This window comes from Ruegeria sp. CK1 (assembly GCF_056536545.1).
The window spans coordinates 1-23,226 of record NZ_JBQFPX010000004.1; the positions used below are offsets into that span (position 1 = coordinate 1).

The 23,226-nt window shown below is 56.2% G+C and carries 21 protein-coding genes and 1 pseudogene; 14 read left to right on the plus strand and 8 right to left on the minus strand.

Annotated features, from left to right (window positions below):
- Both ACR0L3_RS11045 and ACR0L3_RS11050 read right to left on the minus strand, forming a co-directional pair.
- Nucleotides 1–278 (minus strand): annotated as a pseudogene (locus ACR0L3_RS11045) (hypothetical protein); the annotation flags it as partial.
- 54 nt (nt 279–332) lie between these two features.
- Nucleotides 333–1,046: a uroporphyrinogen-III synthase gene (locus ACR0L3_RS11050; protein ID WP_480745776.1), complete on the minus strand. Its 714-nt coding sequence runs from the start codon at nt 1,044–1,046 to the stop codon at nt 333–335.
- 97 nt (nt 1,047–1,143) lie between these two features.
- Between ACR0L3_RS11050 and tsaD the strand changes: the two genes are divergently transcribed.
- From tsaD to ACR0L3_RS11070, 4 genes are read left to right on the plus strand one after another with little or no spacing between them, the layout of a single operon-like run.
- Nucleotides 1,144–2,241 (plus strand): tRNA (adenosine(37)-N6)-threonylcarbamoyltransferase complex transferase subunit TsaD, encoded by a 1,098-nt coding sequence (gene tsaD, locus ACR0L3_RS11055; RefSeq protein WP_480745777.1) that lies wholly within the window; start codon nt 1,144–1,146, stop codon nt 2,239–2,241.
- A complete protein-coding gene (locus ACR0L3_RS11060) occupies nt 2,238–3,200 on the plus strand; it encodes an NAD(P)H-dependent glycerol-3-phosphate dehydrogenase (RefSeq protein ID WP_480745778.1) in 963 nt (320 codons plus the stop codon). Before tsaD ends, ACR0L3_RS11060 begins: the two co-directional genes overlap by 4 nt.
- A 1-nt stretch (nt 3,201) precedes the next feature.
- Complete coding sequence (locus ACR0L3_RS11065; RefSeq protein WP_480745779.1) at nt 3,202–3,471, plus strand: YciI family protein; 270 nt, start codon at nt 3,202–3,204, stop codon at nt 3,469–3,471.
- Entirely contained in the window at nt 3,471–3,893 is a 423-nt protein-coding gene (locus ACR0L3_RS11070) for an EVE domain-containing protein (protein ID WP_480745780.1), read from the plus strand. The genes ACR0L3_RS11065 and ACR0L3_RS11070 overlap by 1 nt, the downstream gene beginning before the upstream one ends.
- On the opposite strand, the gene ACR0L3_RS11075 is transcribed toward ACR0L3_RS11070, so the two are convergent.
- Both ACR0L3_RS11075 and ACR0L3_RS11080 read right to left on the minus strand, forming a co-directional pair.
- On the minus strand, nt 3,890–4,870 hold the full coding sequence (locus tag ACR0L3_RS11075; protein ID WP_480745781.1) for an alpha/beta hydrolase: 981 nt from the start codon (nt 4,868–4,870) through the stop codon (nt 3,890–3,892). The genes ACR0L3_RS11070 and ACR0L3_RS11075 overlap by 4 nt on opposite strands.
- A 271-nt stretch (nt 4,871–5,141) precedes the next feature.
- Nucleotides 5,142–5,483 (minus strand): DUF2853 family protein, encoded by a 342-nt coding sequence (locus tag ACR0L3_RS11080; RefSeq protein ID WP_480745782.1) that lies wholly within the window; start codon nt 5,481–5,483, stop codon nt 5,142–5,144.
- 211 nt (nt 5,484–5,694) lie between these two features.
- Here ACR0L3_RS11080 and ACR0L3_RS11085 point away from each other — a divergent pair, with 211 nt between their 5' ends.
- The gene (locus ACR0L3_RS11085) at nt 5,695–6,345 is read left to right on the plus strand and encodes a DUF899 family protein (RefSeq protein WP_480745783.1); all 651 of its coding nucleotides are present in this window, start codon (nt 5,695–5,697) and stop codon (nt 6,343–6,345) included.
- Nucleotides 6,346–6,402: 57 nt separating this feature from the next.
- On the opposite strand, the gene ahcY is transcribed toward ACR0L3_RS11085, so the two are convergent.
- On the minus strand, nt 6,403–7,791 hold the full coding sequence (gene ahcY / locus ACR0L3_RS11090) for an adenosylhomocysteinase (RefSeq protein WP_480745784.1): 1,389 nt from the start codon (nt 7,789–7,791) through the stop codon (nt 6,403–6,405).
- Between the two features lie 102 nt (nt 7,792–7,893).
- Entirely contained in the window at nt 7,894–8,208 is a 315-nt protein-coding gene (locus ACR0L3_RS11095) for a hypothetical protein (RefSeq protein WP_480745785.1), read from the minus strand.
- Between the two features lie 205 nt (nt 8,209–8,413).
- Here ACR0L3_RS11095 and ACR0L3_RS11100 point away from each other — a divergent pair, with 205 nt between their 5' ends.
- Both ACR0L3_RS11100 and ACR0L3_RS11105 read left to right on the plus strand, forming a co-directional pair.
- Nucleotides 8,414–9,007, plus strand: coding sequence for an HD domain-containing protein (locus ACR0L3_RS11100; RefSeq protein ID WP_480745786.1), 594 nt, complete (start codon nt 8,414–8,416; stop codon nt 9,005–9,007).
- 197 nt (nt 9,008–9,204) lie between these two features.
- Nucleotides 9,205–10,233 carry a hypothetical protein gene (locus ACR0L3_RS11105; protein ID WP_480745787.1) on the plus strand — a complete coding sequence of 343 codons (1,029 nt, stop codon included), beginning with the start codon at nt 9,205–9,207 and terminating at the stop codon, nt 10,231–10,233.
- Between the two features lie 172 nt (nt 10,234–10,405).
- Here the strand turns inward: ACR0L3_RS11105 and ACR0L3_RS11110 are convergent, their stop codons facing one another.
- Together ACR0L3_RS11110 and ACR0L3_RS11115 are read right to left on the minus strand one after the other, a co-directional pair.
- Complete coding sequence (locus tag ACR0L3_RS11110) at nt 10,406–10,960, minus strand: ActR/PrrA/RegA family redox response regulator transcription factor (protein WP_480745788.1); 555 nt, start codon at nt 10,958–10,960, stop codon at nt 10,406–10,408.
- 76 nt (nt 10,961–11,036) lie between these two features.
- Complete coding sequence (locus tag ACR0L3_RS11115; RefSeq protein ID WP_480745789.1) at nt 11,037–11,657, minus strand: SCO family protein; 621 nt, start codon at nt 11,655–11,657, stop codon at nt 11,037–11,039.
- A gap of 92 nt (nt 11,658–11,749) precedes the next feature.
- On the opposite strand from ACR0L3_RS11115, the gene regB reads away from it, so the two are divergent.
- The 7 genes from regB to addA all read left to right on the plus strand — a co-directional run bounded on the left by regB (nt 11,750) and on the right by addA (nt 23,192).
- A complete protein-coding gene (regB, locus tag ACR0L3_RS11120) occupies nt 11,750–13,147 on the plus strand; it encodes a sensor histidine kinase RegB (RefSeq protein WP_480745790.1) in 1,398 nt (465 codons plus the stop codon).
- Nucleotides 13,148–13,211: 64 nt separating this feature from the next.
- Complete coding sequence (locus ACR0L3_RS11125; protein ID WP_480745791.1) at nt 13,212–14,717, plus strand: PAS-domain containing protein; 1,506 nt, start codon at nt 13,212–13,214, stop codon at nt 14,715–14,717.
- Between the two features lie 41 nt (nt 14,718–14,758).
- Nucleotides 14,759–15,232, plus strand: coding sequence for a tRNA (adenosine(37)-N6)-threonylcarbamoyltransferase complex ATPase subunit type 1 TsaE (gene tsaE, locus ACR0L3_RS11130; RefSeq protein ID WP_480745792.1), 474 nt, complete (start codon nt 14,759–14,761; stop codon nt 15,230–15,232).
- On the plus strand, nt 15,229–16,233 hold the full coding sequence (locus tag ACR0L3_RS11135; RefSeq protein WP_480745793.1) for an aminoglycoside phosphotransferase family protein: 1,005 nt from the start codon (nt 15,229–15,231) through the stop codon (nt 16,231–16,233). Before tsaE ends, ACR0L3_RS11135 begins: the two co-directional genes overlap by 4 nt.
- Nucleotides 16,230–16,916 carry a nucleotidyltransferase family protein gene (locus ACR0L3_RS11140; RefSeq protein WP_480745794.1) on the plus strand — a complete coding sequence of 229 codons (687 nt, stop codon included), beginning with the start codon at nt 16,230–16,232 and terminating at the stop codon, nt 16,914–16,916. The genes ACR0L3_RS11135 and ACR0L3_RS11140 overlap by 4 nt, the downstream gene beginning before the upstream one ends.
- A complete protein-coding gene (gene addB, locus ACR0L3_RS11145) occupies nt 16,909–19,836 on the plus strand; it encodes a double-strand break repair protein AddB (RefSeq protein ID WP_480745795.1) in 2,928 nt (975 codons plus the stop codon). The genes ACR0L3_RS11140 and addB overlap by 8 nt, the downstream gene beginning before the upstream one ends.
- Nucleotides 19,833–23,192: a double-strand break repair helicase AddA gene (gene addA, locus ACR0L3_RS11150; protein ID WP_480745796.1), complete on the plus strand. Its 3,360-nt coding sequence runs from the start codon at nt 19,833–19,835 to the stop codon at nt 23,190–23,192. Before addB ends, addA begins: the two co-directional genes overlap by 4 nt.
- The last annotated feature ends 34 nt before the right edge of the window (nt 23,193–23,226 follow it).

The window sequence follows — 23,226 nt, forward strand, 5'->3', positions numbered from 1 at the left end:
GCTTCGGCTTCGGCTTCGGCTTCGGCTTCGGCTTCGGCTTCGGCTTCGGCTTCGGCTTCGGCTTCGGCTTCGGCTTCGGCTTCGGCTTCGGCTTCGGAAAGGTTCTCGTCTTCTATACCAGCAGCGTCAATGGCCGCTTCTTCGGATTGGGATACATCGTCCTGTGCAGGCTCACCCATAGTATCGGACCATTCGACCGGTGTATTTGCCGAGTCGATCAGGTCTTCCGACTTGGGGTCTTCCACCGGCTTTTGATCGGTTTTTTTCTTACGAGCCACCGCAGCATTCCCCTTATCGAATCCAAAATCTCATGAATAACAGGCCACTCTAGGTTAATCGGTGGTCTCGCCACCCTCAACCCGCATCGCATGTTTCACAAGCTTTTTAACGGCTTTCTGCATTTTCTTGGGTGTCGGCTCTTTGGATATCTTCAAGCGCGCATAGTCCAAGGAATAAAGGGGTTCAGCCGTCGCTTCACTGATCGCAGCCAGCCACAACGGGGCCGAACCAACCCAAATTTCGGCAAATTGTCGCGCTGTTCTGGGTGAAAAAAGGGGCGCAATAACCGGGGATTCACCACTGGCAGCCGCCTCTGCTTCGGGTGTTAGCGGCAACAGACGTTGTTGATAGACAGCCTGTTCACGCACAGTCAGCCCCGACTCGGTCAAACGGGTGGCCACATTGCCCCGACTATGCTCGCCGCGAAGATGGAGCAGAGGGCTTTCGGGCCTGTGTTTAATCAGATAAGCCACCAACTCTTCAGCCGTTGCGCCAACCATCTGCGCATTCCAACCTGCGCCCTTGGCGGTACCTGTGGTGGCAGGGCCAACGCAAAAAGCAGGCATATCCCGGGACAATCCTTGCGAAATCGCGGCGTTTACACCGTTGGCTGAGGTGAAAATCAGCCCCCGCACGTCGGTAGTATCCACGCAAATCGGCAAAGGCTTGATCTCGAGGATTGGGGAATAGATGACCTCTACCCGCGTCTGGGTGCGGGTCGATAACTGCGCGACGAACCTTTCAGAGGCTGCGCGCGGGCGGGTCATAAGCAAATACAACGGTCGGCGCCCTCGGCCTTGGGATTGTTTGCATCCGCGCAGGGTGATACCCCGCTTGGCAATCATGGTGTAACGGATCAGGTCTATGGTGCAAACACTTACCGTGCTCGGATTGGAAAGCAGCTGTGACGACACAGCCGCGGCGGTCGTGCGCCAAACCGATGGGTCAGGAGCCGAAATACTGTCATCGGTCGTACACGGCCAAACCGAGTTGCATAGCGCCTTTGGCGGCGTCGTCCCGGAAATCGCGGCGCGGGCGCATGCAGAAAAGCTGGATGTCTGCGTTGTACAAGCCTTAGAGGCTGCAAAAACAACGCTTGCCGAGATCGATGCCATCGCCGTCACAGCCGGGCCGGGGCTTATCGGCGGCGTCATGTCCGGTGTTATGTGCGCCAAGGGTCTGAGCGCTGCGACCGGCCTGCCTCTGATCGGTGTGAACCACTTAGCCGGACATGCGCTAACGCCGCGCTTGACCGATGGAATCCCTTATCCCTATCTGATGCTTCTGGTGTCAGGTGGTCATTGCCAATACCTGATCGCCCACGGCCCGGAACAGTTTACGCGTCTGGGCGGCACTATCGACGATGCGCCTGGCGAAGCGTTTGACAAGACCGCCCGCTTGCTCGGCTTGTCACAACCGGGTGGTCCCTCGGTTGAAGCTGAGGCGCGGCTTGGAGATCCCAAGCGCTTTCGCTTTCCACGCCCTCTGTTGGATCGACCGGGGTGCGACCTGTCATTCTCGGGGCTGAAGACCGCACTGATGCGGTTGCGGGATCAAATCGTTGCTGAAAAGGGTGGCCTGACCCGTCAGGATCGCGCCGACTTATGCGCCGGGTTCCAGCAAGCCATCGTTGATACTCTGGCCGAGAAGACCCGACGCGCGATGGATCGGTATTTGGAAGAAAACCCGTCAGACCCGGTGATCGCAGTGGCCGGAGGAGTGGCAGCAAACGCGGCCATTCGTTCCGCTTTAGAGACTGTTTGTGCAGAAAAAGGGGCTCGTTTCACTGCGCCCCCCCTGGATTTGTGCACCGATAACGCTGCAATGATCGCCTACGCTGGAATTGAGCGGTTTCGCACCGGGGCCCGTGATGGTCTGGACCTGATTGCTCGCCCCCGTTGGCCATTGGACCAGACCAGCCCTGCAATGCTGGGCAGCGGGAAGAAAGGGGCCAAAGCATGAGCGTCGCGGTTCTCGGTTCAGGTGCATTCGGCACCGCGCTGGCAATCTCACTGGCCGGGAACGGCCCGGTGACCTTGTGGTCGCGCAACGCAGAGCAAGCACGCGACATGCAAAACACCCGCAAGAACAAGACGCGCTTGCCAAATGTGATCCTGCCGGACGAAATCTTGGTGACGGCCGATATACAGGCCGCCACAGCCGCTGATGTCCTGTTGCTTGCGGTACCGATGCAGAAGCTGCGCGCGGCCTTGATGGAACACTCTTCTGTTCTGGCCGGAAAAACGCTGGTGGCCTGCTGCAAAGGGATCGAGCTTTCTTCGGGTCTTGGTCCTATCTCGGTGATCCACCAGACCATCCCGGATGCGCGCCCGGCCCTGCTAACCGGACCCAGCTTTGCCGATGATATCGCGCGCGGATTGCCTACAGCATTGACACTGGCCTGTGCGGATGCCGAACTGAGCCTGCACCTTCAGCATGAACTTAGCAGGCCGAACTTGCGCCTCTATCGCACTACCGATGTGATCGGAGCAGAGTTGGGAGGGGCATTAAAAAACGTCATCGCAATTGCCTGCGGCGGCTGCATTGGCGAAGGGTTGGGTGAAAGCGCCCGCGCCGCCCTGATGACGCGAGGTTTTGCAGAGATGCAGCGGTACGCAGCTATGCGGGGCGCGCACCCAGAAACTCTTATGGGGCTTTCCGGCATGGGCGACTTGGTTCTGACTTGTTCTTCTGAAAAGTCGAGAAACTATCGTTTCGGCCTGGCATTGGGACGCTTAGATGAATTTGATGCGAATACTACCGTCGAAGGTGTTGCCACCGCGAAAGCATTGGCCAAAATTTCTGCGACCGAGGAATTGGACATGCCTATAAGTGCAATGGTTGCAGAAATAAGCACCGGAGAATGTAGTGTTGGCGAAGCCATTGTCTGGCTACTCAACCGACCCCTGAAGGAGGAATAACATGCTCATCGCCCTGATCGCCAAGGACAAGGATGGCGCCCTACAAACCCGGCTGGACAATCGCGCTAACCACTTGGCTTATATCGAGGAAACCGGCGTCGTCCAACAAGCTGGTCCTTTGCTGGACGGGGACGCGATGATCGGCTCTCTGATCGTTCTGGAGGTCGAAGATTTGGCCGCTGCACAGAGTTGGGCCGACAATGACCCGTATGCCAAAGCAGGGCTGTTTCAGTCCGTCGAACTGATCCATTGGAAAAAGGTCGTTGGCTGATGGCGTATTGGCTGTTCAAATCTGAGCCTTCGACCTGGAGTTGGGATCAGCAGTTCGCAAAAGGTGAAACTGGCGAGGAATGGGACGGCGTGCGCAATTATCAGGCGCGCAATTTCATGCGCCAGATGGCAATCGGGGATCGTGGGTTCTTTTACCATTCGCAAAAAGACAAGGCGATCGTCGGCATTGTCGAGGTGTGCGCCGAGGCCCATCCTGACAGCACCACCGATGATGAGCGGTGGGAGTGTGTGGACATCAAGGCGATACGCCCGTTTAACATTCCGGTCACTTTGGACCAGATCAAGGCAGATGAACGCTTGGACCAGATGGTGCTGGTTAAGAATTCTCGCTTGTCGGTGCAGCCGGTCAGCGATGCCGAATGGCAAGTGATCTGCGATCTTGGCGAAACACAGGCCGACTAACCGGTCTTTTTGATCCAATCTAGGATCATTCCGGCGATATCGTCCGAGTTGTCGTCCATCATCATGGCATGGGTATTGCCAGTTATTCCTGCTGCGGGCAGGTCGAGGATGTCCGCCACGCCGCCCTCTGATCGCAACTGGTTTACGTATTGATCCGCCTTATCCCTGTAGACGCGCCAGAGTGCATGTTCATCAATGTTATCGCCCCATATCAACAGATGCGGCACTTGCGCGGCGCGGCCTGTATCGGGCGGAACCGATGCGGGTTCAATGACGACAACACCCTTGAAAAACTCTGGATGGGTAGCCGCCGCATCCAATGCGAAATGACCGCCTTGACTGTGAGCAACAAGCCAAACCGGCCCTACGCGGCGCAGCGCGTCGTAGTAAGCAGCCAGCGTCATGTCCGCATGAGTGGTCCAACGTGGTACGAATTGTGATCCAAACCCGTCCAACGTATTCAACGGGAACCTGATTCCGGAAAATGGACGGCGCGCAGTGTGATCAGTTGAATACCCATCCGGCGGACCAAATCGAAACATCGTCCAAACATCGTTCAGGGTGCGAAAGACCGGGTCGTCCGTGTATATCTGAGGATAGGGTGACCATCCTGCCCGGCCGCGTTCAACAGCGTCGCAATTGAAAGTATCGAAGCCAGCATGCAGAAAAAAGCTATGCCATCCGGGGCGACCATCGGGCGTTGTTTCCCATGTTGCACCCGTCATGCTGCCGCCGTGCCAGAACATCAACGGTGCGTCGAATTTCGGCTCAACCTGCCGCAAAAACTGCACATAACACTGGCCCGTCAGGTAGTCGCCATTCATATCGACCGTGCGCGTTGGTGCGTTTTGCGAAACTTGAAGATGCTGAACTGGTTGGCCGGTCAATGTAACCTTGTGACCACCCGCAAAAAAACTTCCTATCTCTTTGATCCGGATGGTAAAAGTATCGCCCAGCGATTGTTCTGAGTTTGACATTTTGTGCTCAATTCAAAAATTAAAATACACCGAGATCGTAGATGGCGATCTAGTTGAGTTCAATTGCGCGACACAAACTGAAAAAGGGAAGGCCCTGACTGATACAGAACCCTCCCTACCCCAGCGTGCTCCCAACTCACCACACGCGTCTGGAAATTTATCGGCTCTGACCGTCCTGGTCACACACTGACACTAGCCGAGTTCCAGCGGTCGGTTCAAACACCAAGTGCTTAAAATTGAAAACGCCCACCGGTGCAGGCGCATATGCGGGTCAGCCGTAAACCGACTCTTTGCCGAAATGCTTGGTCAGCATGTAGTAAACCACGGCGCGGTACTTGTTGCGCTCGGACATGCCATAGGTTTCAAGCGCTTTGTTAATCGCTTCCATAAGCTCAGGCCCGTCGGACAGACCCAGTTTCTTGATGAGGAAGTTGCTCTTGACGGTTTCAAGCTCTCCTTCCTGCGTAGCCGCCACGGTCGACGCATCGGCATCATAGATCGCCGGACCACAACCGATGGTGACTTTAGTCAGCAGGTCCATGTCCGGATCCATGCCGCATTTGGATTTCAGATCATCTGCATACTTGGCGATCAACTCGTCGCGTTTTCCCATGAAATACTCTCCCTTAAAGCGGTTGCGTCCTGATGACTCTCGTCCTGAAACAGGTGCAAGCAGGTTAATCACAGAAAAAATTCGGACAAAGGGAAAATTTCACGGCTTTCCCCGTAAGCCGATCTTCTACCGTTAGCACCAATTCGAATCGGGTTTGATTTTTGCAGGTTTATAATTTAACATTTTTGTTAAATAATGGTAGGAGAGCCCCATGTCCGTGAATTTCCCAAACGAATCCGCTGAATACAGAACAGCCCGTGCGGCCCTTTTGGATGCCGAAATCGAATTGCGAAAAAGGATCGAAGACGTGGCCGCCCTGCGTCGCAGTCTACCAAGAGGAGGGGATTTGCCGCAGGATTACACATTTCACACTCTGTCCAACGATCCTGCGCCACTATCTTCGTTGTTTGGCGCACATGACACGTTGGTCATCTATTCGCTGATGTACGGGCCAGATGCCACTTCACCCTGCCCTATGTGTTCGGCCTTTCTGGATGGTCTCAATAGTCAGATTGAACATCTGACACAAACCGTATCAATCGCTATCGTTGCTCAAAACACACCGCAAAAGCTGGGTGACCTCAAGGCGCGCATGGGGTGGAATAACCTCCCACTATACTCTGCGCTTGGCACGACTTATCAACGCGACTATCTGGCCGAGACAGACGAAGGCAACCAATTGCCGATCCTAAATGTCTTTCAGAAAGACGCCGACGGGATCCATCATTTCTGGAGTTCGGAATTGTTCTTTGAACCCAGCGACTGGCACCCCCGGCATGTGGATTCCGCATGGCCACTTTGGAACATTCTTGACGTTACACCCAACGGGCGCGGGGACTTTATCCCACCTTTGCGCAATTAAGACATGTGCCAAAAGAAAACGGCGGCCTGCATGGCCGCCGCTTATTTGTGATCACTATCAGTAGCGATAATGCTCGGGCTTATAGGGGCCTTCCGGTTTCACACCGATATAAGCCGCCTGTTCGTTGTCCATTTTGGTCAGCTTCACGCCAATGCGATCCAGATGCAGGCGAGCCACTTTTTCATCCAGATGCTTGGGCAGGATGTAGACCTTGTTCTCGTACTGATCTCCTTTGGAGAACAATTCGATCTGCGCCAGAACCTGGTTGGTGAAGGACGCTGACATCACGAAAGACGGGTGACCGGTGGCATTGCCGAGGTTCAACAGACGGCCTTCAGACAGCAAGATGATGCGGTTGCCCGAGGGCATCTCGATCATGTCCACCTGTTCTTTGATGTTCGTCCATTTGTGGTTCTTCAAGTTGGCGACCTGAATTTCGTTATCGAAGTGACCGATGTTGCCGACGATGGCCATGTCCTTCATCTCGCGCATATGCTCGATGCGGATCACGTCCTTGTTGCCGGTTGTGGTGATGAAGATATCCGCGCTGGCAACTTCGTCTTCCAGCAGGGTGACTTCGAACCCGTCCATCGCGGCTTGCAGCGCGCAGATCGGGTCAACCTCGGTGACTTTCACACGGGCGCCAGCGCCGCGCAGCGAAGCAGCCGAGCCTTTGCCCACATCGCCGTAACCGCAGACCACGGCAACCTTACCGGCCATCATGGTGTCGGTGGCACGGCGGATGCCGTCGACCAGCGATTCCTTACAGCCGTATTTGTTGTCGAATTTCGACTTGGTGACTGAGTCGTTTACGTTGATCGCCGGAAACGGCAGATGGCCGTCTTTCACCAGCTGGTACAAGCGGTTTACACCAGTGGTGGTCTCCTCGGAGACACCCTGAATCTGGTCGCGCATCTTGGTAAACCAGCCGGGGCTTGCAGCCATCCGCTTGGCGATCTGCTTCTTGATCACCTCTTCCTCTTCCGAACCGGGAACCGGGATGATGTCCTCACCCGCTTCGGCGCGGGCACCCAGCAGGATGTACAGCGTAGCGTCGCCGCCATCGTCCAGGATCATGTTGGGGCCGTCTTCGAACAGGAAGGATTTATCCAGATAATCCCAGTGCTCTTCCAGTGTCTGACCCTTGATGGCAAAGACAGGGATGCCAGCCTCGGCTATTGCCGCCGCCGCGTGATCCTGGGTTGAGAAGATGTTGCACGACGCCCAGCGCACATCCGCGCCCAGCGCAACCAGTGTTTCAATCAGAACGGCGGTCTGGATGGTCATATGCAGCGAGCCGACGATGCGCGCGCCTTTCAGCGGCTTTGCTTCACCGTATTCTGCACGCAGTGCCATAAGGCCCGGCATCTCGGTTTCAGCGATATCCAGCTCTTTGCGGCCGAACCCGGCCAGCGTAATGTCTTTGACGATATAGTCCCCGGCCATCAGGTGCTCCATTCCGGTAAATTACAGTCCGGGCTGCCCCTAACACTCCTTGGGGCAGGTGGCAACGAACATGGCCGGAAATGGAGTATCCCGTCGCTAAAATCAGCTTGGCTCACCCTTCAGTTTAATCTTCGGGATCGCTTCAAAAAAATCGGTGCCAACGGCCACAATACAGCTAATGCCGTTCGCTTGGGTCACCAGAACCGTGTAGCTTCCGGTTTCCTTCGAGGTCCAGACCTCCATCACAGCCTGCGCTCCGCGGGTTTTCTGCAATCCGCCAAAGACCAGCTCTTCTGAGTAACTGTCTTGCAGCTTTGCGACCACATGCTCTCGCTGTGCGCAGCTTTGGGCAAAGGCAGGAGGCGCTGTCGCGGCCATCCCAAAGGCCAAAGTCAATCCAAACAGTCGCTTAAACATAAGTAGCTCCTTTCGATACGCATTGCGTTCCGAGAGGGGCACACTGGGAGGAGTATGCACCCCCCTCAGCACAAATGTCGGTATCACCACGCGCCAATTCAAAGCACGCCTAGTCAAGAAAAAGTTGGCAGCAGGTGATCTCGACAGGTACATCATATCACAAAAGCGCGAAATGAACGTGTCCAACTTCACAAGGCATGGCAAAATGGCAACACAACCCAGAGCATGGCAGCGAATGCTGTCGGGAAGACGGCTGGATTTGCTGGATCCGACCCCTGTCGACATCGAAATCGAGGATATCGCCCACGGATTGGCTTTTGTGGCCCGGTGGAATGGCCAAACCGCTGGGGATTTTGCCTATTCCGTCGCCGAACATTCCCTTCTGGTGGAGGAATTGTTTGGCAGAATTGCCCCGAAAGCACCAGTGAAATGGCGGCTCGCGGCGTTGTTACACGATGCGCCGGAATATGTGATCGGAGATATGATCTCGCCCGTCAAAGCCGCTGTCGGCCCCGGTTACGGCGCTCTGGATGACCGTCTGGCGGCGGCGATCCATATCCGCTTCGGCCTGCCCGCTGCGGTGCCGAAAACGGTAAAACGGCAGATCAAAAAAGCCGATAAGATCAGCGCCTGGATGGAGGCCACCCAGATCGCGGGGTTTTCCGAGGCCGAGGCGACCAAGTTTTTCGGTCGACCGGACAAGGCGGTGATGGAAGGTTTGGAAATCAGACTGCGGCCACCGGTTGAGGTGCGACAAGCCTATAATGATCGGCACGCTGCATTGATGGGACACCTGTAGAGCGCAGTTGTAAACCAACGTCAGCTCTGAGCCATTAGTCACCGATGATGCACCCTACGCGAGTGTCAGCTTACTAGAGCAAACAGCATTTTGGGACATTGCGGTGTGACGCACAGTTTTCTCAATCTGTTCCGCTTCTGACTAGGACGTGAAACCTACACCTTTCGCGTTGCGCAAACAAAACATAAGTCTGAGAAATGGCGAAAGTATCGATTGAAGAACTGCGAGTGCGCCGAACTCTTGCAAAAGAGCGTCAAGCGCAACTTGAAGAAAGGGCCGGGCCATCCCAACGACTCCGACGGGACGACCATTGGCGACATGTTTATGCGCAGCATCCGTACCTACTGGGCGCTCCAGACGAACGGCTCGATGAGCGCTTCTGTAATGTCTTCCAGAACGTTATGGAACTCGGCGACAATGGCAAAATTCAGCTTGTTTCACTTCATTCGAACCCCGAGTTTATGGAAGCTTTCACGCACCTTCTTGAAGAATATGCCTTTCGAACCGGTGGTGGGCCACCACCGAACTTAATTGAGCGTGCGGGTGCGCCAATAAAGAAGTATTTCGAGAACGGCACTCCGATTGGTGTCCGGATGTTCGAAGGTTATGAAGCTCCTTCGACGCCAATTCTCGTCAAGTACGGTAAGCGCAGATACCTGGAGCCAATGCTGCAAAAGGGCGAACTTCGGTTGGCCAATGCTGGCCTCTACAATGATTCTGGATTTCTCGATGCAGTGAGGGATGATGAGACGAGCCGAACTTTCTTCCTGCCAACCTATCATGAGCGACTTGAAGGAAAGACGCACCTCGAATTTCAAGGAAAAAAGCAAGCATATGATGACGACGACGTAGTGCTGCCTTTAGTATTTGAAGACTACTACCTGTTCAGCCTCTGCGAGAGCATCCACCATCGAATGCCTACCGATTTCGATGCAGACGCGGCAATTGTGATCCACAGTCCAGAACTGTTCAAACAGCGGCTCATCAGCACGTTTCTGGCCCAACGTCCCGATTTCGTGCCCGCAGCGGGGCGCGTGATTTATTATGATCCCTACCGTGATTACACGAAATTCAGGGAACCCATGTTGGCCAAGCACTTTGGGTACGCTTATCAAAGAGAGGTACGTGTGGTTATGCGTCCCAAACGGCAGTCACTCCTCCCGCTTGAGCCCATCTTTTTGAACATCGGTTCGATGAGCGAATATGCTGAAATGGTGACAGTTTAAGCTTGGATAGCGCTTGCTTGCGCCGTGCCGTCAGATTTTCCTTTGCCACCTAAGAGTGCTCTAAGCGGCCATTGGCAAAACGTTGTCGGAAGGCAGATTTGTCCCGCAAAGCAGACAAACCGAAGTCTCCCGATCAACACAGATTTAAAGCCGGATTCCAAAAGGCCGTGTTTTACCGTGGGCTGCGCTTCGCCAAAATACGCTGCAACGTCCGGCGGTGCATGTTCAGGCGGCGGGCGGTCTCGGATACGTTGCGATCACACAACTCATAGACCCGTTGGATATGCTCCCAGCGGACACGATCCGCGCTCATGGGGTTTTCCGGCGGTGGAGGAAGTTCGTCGCCTTTGGCCAATAAGGCGCTGGTAATGTCGGTGGCGTCAGCAGGCTTTGACAGGTAATCGGTCGCGCCGATCTTCACAGCGGCCACGGCGGTGGCAATCGCGCCGTATCCGGTCAGAACCACAACCCGACTGTCGGGGCGTTTTTCGCGCAGGACCTCGACGACATCCAGCCCATTGCCATCCTCAAGCCTCAGGTCGACCACCGCATAAGCAGGTGGGCGGGCAGTTGAAATTGCGCGACCTGCGGCAACGGAGCCTGCGGTTTCAACCTCGAACCCGCGCTTCTCCATGGCCTTGGCCAGACGCCTCAGAAACGGCTCGTCATCATCCACCAAAAGCAGGGATTTATCGGGACCGATATCGAGGTCAGAGGTATCCGCCATATTCTGTTCTTTCCGCTATTTCACGCCTTTGGCTTAAATATGAGTAATAGCAGCGCCGCCCCAAAGGTCAAACGCATCAGAGCTTATCCAGAAAACATCCGACCTTATCGGCCATCTGTTCGGGTGTGTCGTCACGATTGAAGAATTCAAGGAACCCCTGCTCGGGCGTCATTAGATAAGTAAAGGTGGAATGGTCGACCAGATAGAACTCGTCGCTTTTGTCATGGGCCTTATAGTAGGTCTTGTAAGCTTGGCTGGCGGCCTTGACCTGCTCAGGAGTACCGGTCAGGGCGATGGTCTTGCCGCCAAGGTTAAAGGCATAGTCATCTACCACCTCTGGGGTATCGCGGTTCGGGTCGATCGAGATGAACAGTGGTGTCACAGATTGGCCCCGCTCGGCCAGAATATCCACGGCTTCGGCGTTGCGGGACATATCAAAGGGGCAGACATCCGGGCAGAACGTATAGCCGAAATAGACCAACGTGGGTTCGGTAATCACATCCTTGTCGGTGACTGTCTCACCTTTGCCATTGATCAGTTCGAATGGACCACCAATAGCAGCCGAGCCACCCGCGATCTGGCTGGTGCGGCATTGCGCGAATTGATCGTCCGGGCGCGCGCCCAATGTCAGCAGCCACATGGCGCCCAGGCCGACGGCCAAAACAACGGTTGCAAGAATGGCGTAAAGACGGACCATGTCATCTATCCTGAGACAAGAGGGGTTGTTGATCGTTTCGGCCGGGACACCTATCAAGATGAACAGCCGATGCAACAGGACATAATAGACCGATGGCAAATTCCAACATCACATTGTGGAGTGGTCAGGAAGGCAGCAATTGGATTCGACTGCGTACGCTGATCCTGTTGCGCTGGGTGGCCATTTTCGGTCAGTTCACGGCCATCACTGTGGCGCAACAATATTATCACGTGCAGCTAGAGCTGGCGCTGTGCTATCTGGCCATAGGAGTCTCGGTCATGGGGAACATGACAGCCATCCTATTGTTCCCGCAAAACAAGCGCTTGACCGAGTTTGAGAACTTCCTGATGGTTTTGTTCGATCTTATGCAGCTCGCCATCTTGCTGTATCTGACCGGTGGACTGAACAACCCGTTTGCCCTGTTGCTGCTGGGTCCAGTGACGATTTCGGCCAATGTGATGAGCACCCGTTCGACCTTGATCGTGGGCGGCGTGGCGATTGTTTTGACCACATTGCTGGCCGAGTTCCACATTCCGCTGCGTACCGAACAGGGGCAGATGTTGGAAACCCCCGATATGTTAGTGTTCGGCAACTGGGCCGCGGTCGTCATCGCCATCGTCTTTATCGGAGCCTATTCCCACCGGGTCAGCGCCGAGGTCCGCTCGATGTCCGAGGCGCTTGCTGCCACCCACATGGCCTTGGCACGCGAACAGAAACTGACGGACCTGGGTGGCGTGGTCGCCGCTGCGGCGCACGAACTGGGCACTCCGCTGGCCACTATTAAACTAACCAGCTCTGAGTTGATCGAAGAGCTGGATGACCGCCCCGACCTGAAAGAAGACGCCGCTCTTATCCGCGAACAAGCCAACCGCTGCCGCGATATCCTGCGCGATATGGGGCGCGCAGGTAAAGACGATCTGCATCTACGGCAAGCACCGCTGTCCACAGTCGTACATGAAGCCGCCGAGCCGCATATCAATCGAGGCAAGATCGTGCATTTTGACGAGGGGCCTGCGGGGGACGGTGATGTGCAGCAACCCTCGATCTTGCGCAAACCGGAAATTATTCACGGGTTACGCAACCTGATCCAGAACGCGGTGGACTTTGCCCGTACCAATGTCTGGGTCGAGGCCGAATGGACCACCGATCAGATAACCATCGACATCATGGATGACGGGCGCGGCTATCCGGCACATATGATCGGTCGGATCGGGGACCCATTCATGCGCCGCCGCAGGGCTGAGACGGATCAACGAACCCGGCCAGAATATGAGGGCATGGGGCTGGGTCTGTTCATCGCCAAAACGTTGCTGGAGCGTAGCGGCGCGGAATTGCATTTTGCCAATGGTTCAGACCCCTACCAGAGTTTATGCGACGACCCAGAACGCCGGGGCGCAATTGTGCGGGTATCCTGGCCACGTAAACTCATCGACGCGCAAACTGGCGACACCCCTGTGCCGTCGGGCGCAAATCAGCGGATCCAAGTCTGAGTTAAGACCCCGTTAACCATTCTCCCGCATAGTTCCCCTTTGTGCTGTCAGCCCCGAGGAATGTATGATTGACTGGATCATTCTAGCCGCAATAAGCCTGGTATCAGCCAGTTTGGCGGTGCAGTGGCTTTTGCCCCGTCGTCGGCAAGCGGGAGACAATTTCGGCTTTTCCGCCCCGGCTTCGCTGTTCAATGCGGTTTTTCTGTTCGAGGCAGATCGGTTGATCAGCCACTCCGACATAGCGTTGGAGGGGTTCGAGTCCGTTCGCGACTGGGCTGACCTGCGCCGCTTGCTACAAAGGAATTTTCCAGCTTTTCCAGAAACCCCCGATCAAGTTCGCAGCGCGGGTACGCTAGTCATTCCGCCAATCGACTGCACGATCGAACGGGACGTTTTGTGCGAGTGGATTGACGGCATCGTTCGTGTGCAGCTGCGTGACAGTGTAGACAACCATCGCCCGGTTCAACGCGAAGCGCAGGATCCTATCCGCTTGGCCATGGAGCATGCACCCTACCCTGTCTGGTTATTGGATCGCCAAAACAACGTGAGGTGGTGCAATGCCGCCTATGTATCCTTGGTTCGAAAGGTGCGCGGTCAGGATACCGATTTGACAGCACCTCTGTTTCCCGGTGCATGCGGGGATGCACGGTTGGGAGCAAAGACCCGAATTTCAATCTCATCTGACGACATCGAAAACAAACTTTGGTTTGACCTGAGTCTAGTCGATCATCCCGAAGGTCATTTGTGCTATGCCGTAGATATCAATGCCATCGTCGCCGCAGAAACGACCCAGCGCAAATTCGTCCAGACAATGACGAAAACTTTTGCTCAACTGTCGATCGGGCTGGCCATATTTGACCGCAATCGCCAACTGGCCTTGTTCAACCCGGCGCTGATCGATCTGACCACCCTGCCCCCGGATTTCCTCAGCTGCCGCCCCAGCCTGTCCAGCTTTTTCGATCGGCTGCGCGATCAGCACATGATGCCGGAACCGAAGAATTACCGCAGTTGGCGCACCCAGATGAATGACCTTCTCGAAGCTGCTGAGGACGGAAATTATCAGGAAACCTGGTCGCTGCCCTCTGGGTCAGTATATTCGGTTAGCGGTCGCCCGCATCCGGACGGAGCTGTTGCGTTTCTGTTCGAAGACATCACCGCAGAAATTACCCTTACCCGTCGGTTCCGCTCGGAAATGGACCTTATGCAATCAGTTCTCGACAAACTAGCTGACGCCATCGCTGTGTTTAGCGACGACGGAACGCTGGCTTTCACCAACCGCGCCTACCAACACCTGTGGGGCGATACCGGAGAGGTCGGTTTCGAGCCAGACTCCGTTTTAAACGTGACGCGAAATTGGCAAGAACACTGCGCGGCAACACCAATCCTTGGTGAAATACGTGATTTTGTGGAGATGAGGGACAGCCGTGCCGAATGGTCCAGCGGGCTCAGGCTGCGAAACGGCACCAATCTGACTTGTACGGTTAGCCCAATGCAAAACGGCGCGACTATTGTTCGGTTCTCAACTGAGGACACGACAAAACCTCTGCCGATCCAGAAAATCAGCGCCTGAACCGGGTTGCAGCCGACCGGTCGTAAGGCCATTGTGGCGCCATGACGCCGCACTCACGTTTGATCACCCTGAATTCGCCCGAAGAAACTGCAAACCTGGCTGTCAGGCTAGGCGCAGCGTTGCGGCCTGGCGATATCCTTTTGCTTGAGGGCGAGATTGGAACCGGCAAGACCCACTTCGCCCGAAGTCTGATCCAATCTTTGATGGTTATTCCCGAGGATGTCCCGTCACCCACCTTCACACTGGTACAGGCATATGACACTCAGTCCGGCGAAATTTGGCACTGTGACCTGTACCGGATAAGCTCTGTTGAGGAGATCGAGGAGTTGGGCTTGGCAGAAGCATTTGACACCGCTATTTGCCTTGTCGAATGGCCTGACAAACTGGGGGTTATTACCCCTATCACAGCCCTGAATCTGCGTTTTGAATCAGACCCTAATTCAACAGAAAAACGGCAGTTAACCCTGAGCTGGTCTGATCCGAAATGGACCAAAATATTGGAGAGCACCGCATGACGAACCGGGCTGTTCTAGCCGAAGCCCTTATCGCGCAGTCACCGTGGTCGAACGCGACACGCGCGCCACTGGCGGGGGATGCTTCGAACCGACGGTATGAGCGTTTGACTGACCCCGAAACGGGACGCACTGCGGTTTTGATGGACTCTCCTCCGGATGAGGCAGAACCGGTCGAGGCTTTTGTCCGCATGGCAAAATATCTAAGGAAGATCGGTCTTAGTGCGCCTGAGATTTACGCCGAGGACACTGAATACGGCTTTCTGCTGCTGGAAGATTTGGGTGATGACCTGTTTGCCCGCGTTCTGGAACAGGATCCGAAGATGGAGCGCGAGCTTTACGAAGCCGCAACCGACGTGCTGATCGAGCTATACAAAGCACCAACACTATCACTGCCATCTTATGATCCGACCTTGATGACTGAGCTGGCTGCGCTGGCTTTTACCAAATACGCACAAGAGATTCTGGGCGATCATGATGGGGACGCGCGGGCCCGTTTTGAGCATCGCTTTTCAGATATTCTGCACCGCGAAACTTCAGGCAGCAAAGTGGTTGTGCAGCGCGACTATCACGCAGAAAACATGATCTGGCTGCCGGAGCGTGAAGGGGTTAAGCGGGTGGGTCTCTTGGATTTCCAGTCCGCCATGCTGGGGCACCCAGCCTATGATCTTGTCTCGATGCTGCAAGATGTGCGCCGCGATGTGGCCCCGGGCACAGAGATGCAGATGCTAAACCGCTATATCACCGCGACCGGAGTGAATGACCACGATTTTCGCACGGCTTACGCTGTTCTTGGCGCTCAACGGAACCTACGGATTCTGGGCGTATTTGCCCGATTGGCAACGGAATACGGCAAACCAAAGTACATTGATCTGATTCCAGACACTTGGGCGCACCTGATGCGCGATCTAAGCCATCCTGCGTTGGTCACCGTCGCCGATTTGCTTCGAGAAACGCTTCCCGAACCCACCCCAGAAAATCTGAACAGGCTCAGACGTTCATGACCCAACTTCCCGAAGCCGTGATGCTGTTTGCTGCCGGGTTTGGGACCCGTATGGGTGCGCTGACCAAAGACCGACCCAAACCTATGATCGAAGTCGCAGGTCGTCCTTTGATTGATCACGCGCTTGACCTGGTTGACGACTTGAACCCGGAACGCGTCGTAGCCAACCTTCATTATAAGCCTGAACAGCTTGAGGCCCATCTGACCCCTAAAGGCGTAGCGCTGTCCCGCGAAGAGCCGGAAATCTTGGAAACAGGTGGCGGATTACGCGCCGCTTTACCTTTATTAGGGTCTAATCCAGTATTTACGCTGAACACGGATGCCATCTGGTCCGGACCGAACCCACTGACCCTTTTGCGCGACGCTTGGGATCCAGACAGCATGGACGCGCTGCTGATGTGTGTTCCTATCGAACAGACCATTGGGCACAGCGGAGCGGGCGACTTCGCCGCCGATTCCGATGGCCGGATCACCCGCGGCCCCGGTCTGGTATATGGAGGCGCACAGATCATGAAAACCGGCGATCTGTTGGGTGTTTCAGAGAAAGCGTTCTCGCTGAACGTGCTGTGGGATCTAATGCACAAGCGAGGCCGACTGTTCGCAGCCACCTATCCCGGTCGCTGGTGTGATGTGGGCCGTCCTGAAGGGATCGCGTTGGCCGAAGGTCTGATCGACGATGTTTGAACCCAGCGCCGCGCCTCGAGTCTTTGCCGTACCGCCAGGGGCTGACTTTCCCAAGGCTTTGGTGAACGGACTGCGGGCGCGTGTTGCTACACACCCACCCGAGGCACTGGCGCGGGTGCAACTTGTGATCAACACCCGCCGCATGGCTCGGCGTGTGCGCGAGCTGTTCGATAAAGGTCCGGCCTGCTTGCTGCCGCGCTTGTCGCTGGTGACTGATTTGGGTGAAAGCGTTGATCTGGCGCATATCCCGCCGGCCATACCGCCGTTAAGACGCAGGCTGGAACTGACCCAACTGATCGCCAAGTTGTTGGAACAACAGCCGGATCTGGCCGCACGGTCCTCACTTTTTGATCTGTCAGACAGTCTGGCCGCGCTGATTGATGAAATGCAGGGCGAAGGGGTTTCCCCGGACGCAATCCGGCAACTGGATGTCAGCGATTTGTCCGGGCACTGGGCGCGCGCGCAGGCATTTATCGGGATCGCCGATCATTTCATCGCGTCAGGTCCCGACGCTCTGGACGCACAGGCACGGCAGCGACGTGTCGTAGAAAACCTGATCGACCGCTGGCGGACCGCGCCGCCACTGCACCCGGTAATACTTGCAGGCTCAACCGGATCACGCGGCACAACGCTGATGCTGATGGAGGCCGTCGCCCGCCTTCCCCAAGGTGCTCTGATCCTGCCTGGATACGATTTCGATCAGCCAAATCACGTCTGGCAGGGACTGGACGACGCCCTGACGTCGGAAGATCATCCGCAATATCGGTTCCGTAAACTTATGACGCGGCTCGAGATGCAGCCCGGTCAGATTAAAAAATGGACCGATGACCCTGCCCCTTCACCCGCTCGTAACCGACTGATTTCCCTCGCGCTACGCCCAGCGCCGATTACCGATGCCTGGCTGTCCGAAGGTCCACTTCTAAGTGATTTGAACGGCGCCACAGAAAAACTGACACTGGTCGAGGCTCAATCGCCCCGCGCCGAGGCGCTCGCCATTGCCCTACGCTTGCGCGAAGCAGCGGAAACCGGTCAGACCGCCGCCTTGATCACCCCCGACCGCATGCTAACCCGTCAAGTCAGCGCTGCCTTGGATCGTTGGAATATCCTGCCAGACGACAGTGCAGGGCTGCCATTGCAATTGTCGCCTCCGGGCCGTTTCTTGCGCCATGTCGCAGGTCTGTTCGTCCGCCGCCTTGAAGGCGAGGCGTTTCTGACACTTCTGAAACACCCGCTCTGCCACGGCGGCAGCGATCGCGGCGCGCATCTTTTGCATACCCGCGATCTGGAGCTGGATCTTCGGCGTCACGGCCCTCCATACCCTGACAGCGCCAGCCTGACCGAATTTGCCATCCGAAAAGAGGTCACTGAAGACTGGATGCGCTGGCTGATCACGCATTTCTGCGACCAGCAGGTGAACGAAGAGCTACACTTGTCTGAGTGGGTTACTCGTTTGCGTACCTTGGCCGAAGCAATCTCAGTCGGCAGTGACGGTGAAACTGGACCACTGTGGGAAAAGAACGCAGGCCAAAAGGCAAGGGCGGTTCTGTCGGCGCTGGAGGACGAGGCGCAACATGGCGGCCCGATGACGGCACATGATTTTGCCGATTTGCTGGGTGCGCTTTTGGCGGGTGAAGAAGTCCGCGACCGCGACGCGCCTCATCCGCGCATCATGATATGGGGCACACTCGAAGCGCGGGTACAGGGGGCTGATCTGCTTATCCTGGGCGGCGTGAACGAAGGCAGCTGGCCCGAGGCCCCGGCACCAGATCCCTGGCTGAACCGTCAAATGCGCGACAAGGCTGGCCTGCTGCTGCCGGAACGCCGCATCGGTCTTTCTGCCCACGATTTCCAGCAAGCTGTAGGTGCGCCCGAAGTTTGGCTGACCCGAGCAACCCGATCCGACGACGCAGAGACAGTACCGTCGCGCTGGTTGAACCGCATGACGAACCTATTGCAGGGACTGCCGGGGCAGGGCGGGCCCGAAGCTCTTTCAGCGATGCGTACCCGTGGGCAAAAACATTTGCGCTGGTCAGAGCAACTGGAGGCTGCGCCTAAGATCGAGCCAGCCCAGCGTCCGTCTCCGAGACCTCCGGTTGCTGCACGTCCCAACCGCCTGAGTGTTACGGAAATCAAACGCCTGATCCGCGACCCTTATGCGATCTACGCAAAGCATGTATTAAGGCTGCGGCCGTTGGACCCGCTGGTTCAAGCCCCGGACGCATTGCTGCGGGGAATTGTGATCCACGAAATCCTGGAGCATTTCATCAAGGATAGTGTTCTGGATACCGCCTTGCTGACCTGCGAGAACTTCTTGAAACGCGCAGAAACGTTACTGGACCAACATGTCGCTTGGCCGACAGCCCGTAAGCTGTGGCTTGCGCGGTTAGAGCGGATTGCCGACGACTTTCTAAGCGCCGAAACCGCCAGGCGTGGTGACGGTGGGCCCATTGCCTTTGAAGCCGCTATGAAATTGGAACTGGCTCCATTGAATTTCACCATCGCTGGCCGGGCGGACCGTATCGACCAAAACAGTCGCGGAGCATTGCGGATCGTTGACTATAAGACTGGTGTGCCTCCGACTGAAAGCCAACAAGCGAAGTTCGACAAACAGTTGTTGATCGAAGCGGCGATGGCTGAACAAGGCGCCATCGAGGGGATCGATCCAATCCCGGTCGCTGAAGCGGTATTTATCGGCATGGGCGGCAGCTACAAAGAGGTCGATGCTCCCTTAGCGAAAGAACCGCCTGAAAAGGTACTCGCTGAGCTAAAAGAGCTTGTTTCCGCTTATTTAGAGCCTGATCAAGGCTTCACCTCCCGCCGCATGCTGCACAAGGACACCGACATTGGTGATTATGACCATCTGGCCCGGTTCGGCGAATGGGATCGGACCGATGAAACCGATCCAGAGGTCCTGAAATGAACATCCGCAACGATGCTACAGAACGGCAAGTGCAGGCCGCACGGCCAGATGCCTCAACCTGGTTGGCGGCCAATGCGGGTTCAGGCAAAACACGGGTTCTGACCGATCGGGTGGCGCGACTTTTGCTGGGCGGGGTGCAGCCGCAACACATCCTGTGCCTGACTTACACCAAAGCCGCCGCAAGCGAGATGCAGAACCGGCTGTTCAAGCGCCTGGGTGAGTGGGCAATGCTGGGCGATGCGCTCTTGTTGGCGCAACTGACCGACCTGGGCGTACCGGGCGTCATTGATCCCGACCGATTGGCGCAAGCGCGTACGTTGTTCGCCCGCGCAATTGAGACCCCGGGCGGGTTGAAAATTCAGACGATCCATTCGTTCTGCGCCTCGCTGCTTCGGCGGTTTCCTCTGGAGGCCGGGGTCAGCCCGCAATTTTCAGAAATGGAAGATCGTGCTGCCGCATTGCTGCGCGAAGAAGTCGTCGAGGATTTTGCAGAAGGGCCACAGGCCAAGCTGATTGAGGATGTCGCCCGTTTCGTAACCGACACTGGGTTCGACAATTTGACCGCGGCCATAACGCACAAACGCGGCCTGTTTGTGCAACCGGTCGAATGGGGCCAGTTACTTCAAAAGTTCGGACTGGCTGATGCATTTGACGAGGACGTTCTGGCGAGCCGCGTGTTTCTGGGTGGTGAGATCGAGCTGATCCGCTCAATCCTACCCGCGTTGACGGACAGCGGTGGCAACAACGCCAAGGCTGCGGCCAAGCTTTCTGCGTTTACCGAAGCTAAGATCAGCAGCCTACCCATGTTGGAAAGCGTATTTCTAACCGGGAAATCCGCCAAGGAGCCCTTTACTGCCAAGATCAACAGCTTCCCGACAAAAGCCCTACGCGAGGGTGCACTTGCCGAACAAATGCCGCAGCTGGAATCTTTTATGCTGCGGATCGAGGATGCGCGCGAGCAACGGTTGGCCCTTGTCGCGGCGCGAAAAACACATGTCCTGCATCGTTTCGCCGCCGCCTTCCTGCCGGAATACGAGCGGCGCAAACAACTGCGGGGTTGGTTGGATTTCGACGATCTGATCCTGCGCGCTCGGCAGGTGCTAAACGATCCAGCCGTTGCAGAATGGGTGCTGTACCGGCTGGATGGTGGCATCGATCATATATTGGTCGATGAAGCCCAGGATACCAGCCCAGACCAATGGGATGTGATCGAAAAGCTGGCCCAGGAATTCACCAGCGGGGAAGGGGCCCGGTCAGGGGTAGAGCGCACGATTTTTGTGGTCGGTGACAAGAAACAGTCAATTTATTCTTTCCAGGGTGCCGACCCGCAGGCCTTTGACCGGATGCAGCAAGATTTTGGTGCAAGACTGGCGGAATCAGGCTCTAAACTGTGGGATTCGACGCTGGAATACTCGTTCCGGTCATCCAGCGCGATCCTGTCTTTGGTTGATATCCTGTTCGAAAACCGTGCTGAAGCCGGATTTCACAAGGAAAGCCAACACCGCGCCTTCAAAGCGGATCTGCCAGGTCGTGTCGATCTGTGGCCAGTGGTTGAAAAGGTCGAGGACGATAGCGACGGCGACTGGACCGATCCGGTGGATCGCCCCGGATCGCGTCATCACACGGTCATTCTGGCCGAGAAGGTGGCCCGGTCGATCAAGGACATGATCGATCAAGGAGAGACGATCCCAGAGGATGGCGAAACGCCTGGGTCTTTTGTGCGACGCAAAGTTCAGCCGGGGGATTTCCTGATCCTCGTGCAGCGCCGCTCAGACCTGTTTGCCGAGATCATCCGCGCCTGTAAAGCCGAGGGTCTGCCCATTGCCGGTGCCGACCGCCTGAAAGTGGGCGCAGAACTTGCGGTAAAGGATTTGGCTGCACTGCTGAGCTTTCTGGCCACGCCCGAGGATAGCCTCTCGCTGGCGACCGTGCTGAAATCACCGCTGTTTGGTTGGAGTGAGCAACAGCTCTTCGATCTGGCGCACCGGCGGCAAGAACAGTACTTGTGGGCTGCGCTACGTCACCGTGCCGAAGAGTTCCCGGAAACGCTGAACATCCTCAACGATCTGCGCGACCAAATCGACTTTCTGCGCCCATATGACCTGATTGAACGCATCCTGACCCGTCATGATGGGCGACGAAAACTGCTGGGCCGATTGGGGGCAGAAGCTGAGGATGGCATAAACGCTCTGCTCTCACAGGCGCTGGCTTATGAACGCACAGACATTCCCAGCCTGACCGGGTTCCTCGTGTGGATGCAGACCGACGATCTGGAAATCAAGCGGCAGATGAGCGGTGTCGGCAACATGATCCGTGTGATGACGGTGCATGGTTCTAAGGGGCTTGAGTCCCCGATCGTGATTTTGCCGGACACGGGCAAACGGCAAGCCCCGCGGGATGCTGAAATCATGGTGGGTGAGGGTATTCCGCTTTGGAAAGTACCTGCAGACGCTTCTCCGGCGCTGATTGCGCAAGCGCGGGCAGAAGCGCGTAGCCGCGAAGAGAATGAACGGCTACGATTACTGTATGTGGCTCTAACACGGGCGGAAAAGTGGTTGATAGTTGGAGCTGCCGGGGATGTCGGCAAGGATGGTACCAGCTGGTATCAAATGGTTCAGGCCGCGATGGAGCGCACAGGGGCCACGCAACTGCCCGGCTCGGAAACGCTTCGCCTATCCCATGCAGATTGGGACGCACTGCCGCGTGTAGACCACTCTGAGAGCCAGATTGCCGAGACGCCGTTGCCTACCCAATTTCTGAGTTCGGCGACGGTACCAGAGCTGGCACCCGATACGTTAAGCCCATCGGAGCTTGGTGGAGCCAAAGCTTTGCCCGGAGATACAGGTCTGGATGAAGAAGCTGCCAAGCTTCGCGGCACCCGCCTGCATCTGTTACTGGAACACTTGCCGTCAACCGCGCGCGAAAACTGGCAGCAGCTTTGCACAAGGGTTCTGCCCGATATGCAAGAAGCTGAACGGCGCGAGCTGCTGAAAGAGGCGGAAAACGTTTTGACAGCGGATCACTTGCAAGACGTTTTTGCCGATGACGCTCTGGCTGAAGTTCCGGTGTCTGCCGACCTGAACGGGCAGCGCATGCATGGCGTGATCGACAGGTTAGTCATTACCGAGACTGACGTGCAGGTGATTGATTTCAAATCAAATGCCACTGTTCCTGACAGTCCGGAAACATGCCCCGAAGGACTTCTGCGACAAATGGGAGCGTACGCCCAGGCCTTAGCGCAGATTTATCCTGGCCGTCATATACGCACAGCGATCCTATGGACCCGAACGGCAGACCTTATGTGGTTGCCACACGATCTTGTGACGGATGCATTAGCGCGCACCCAGATATCTTGACCTTGGACCACACCGACCCTACGTTCTGATCCCG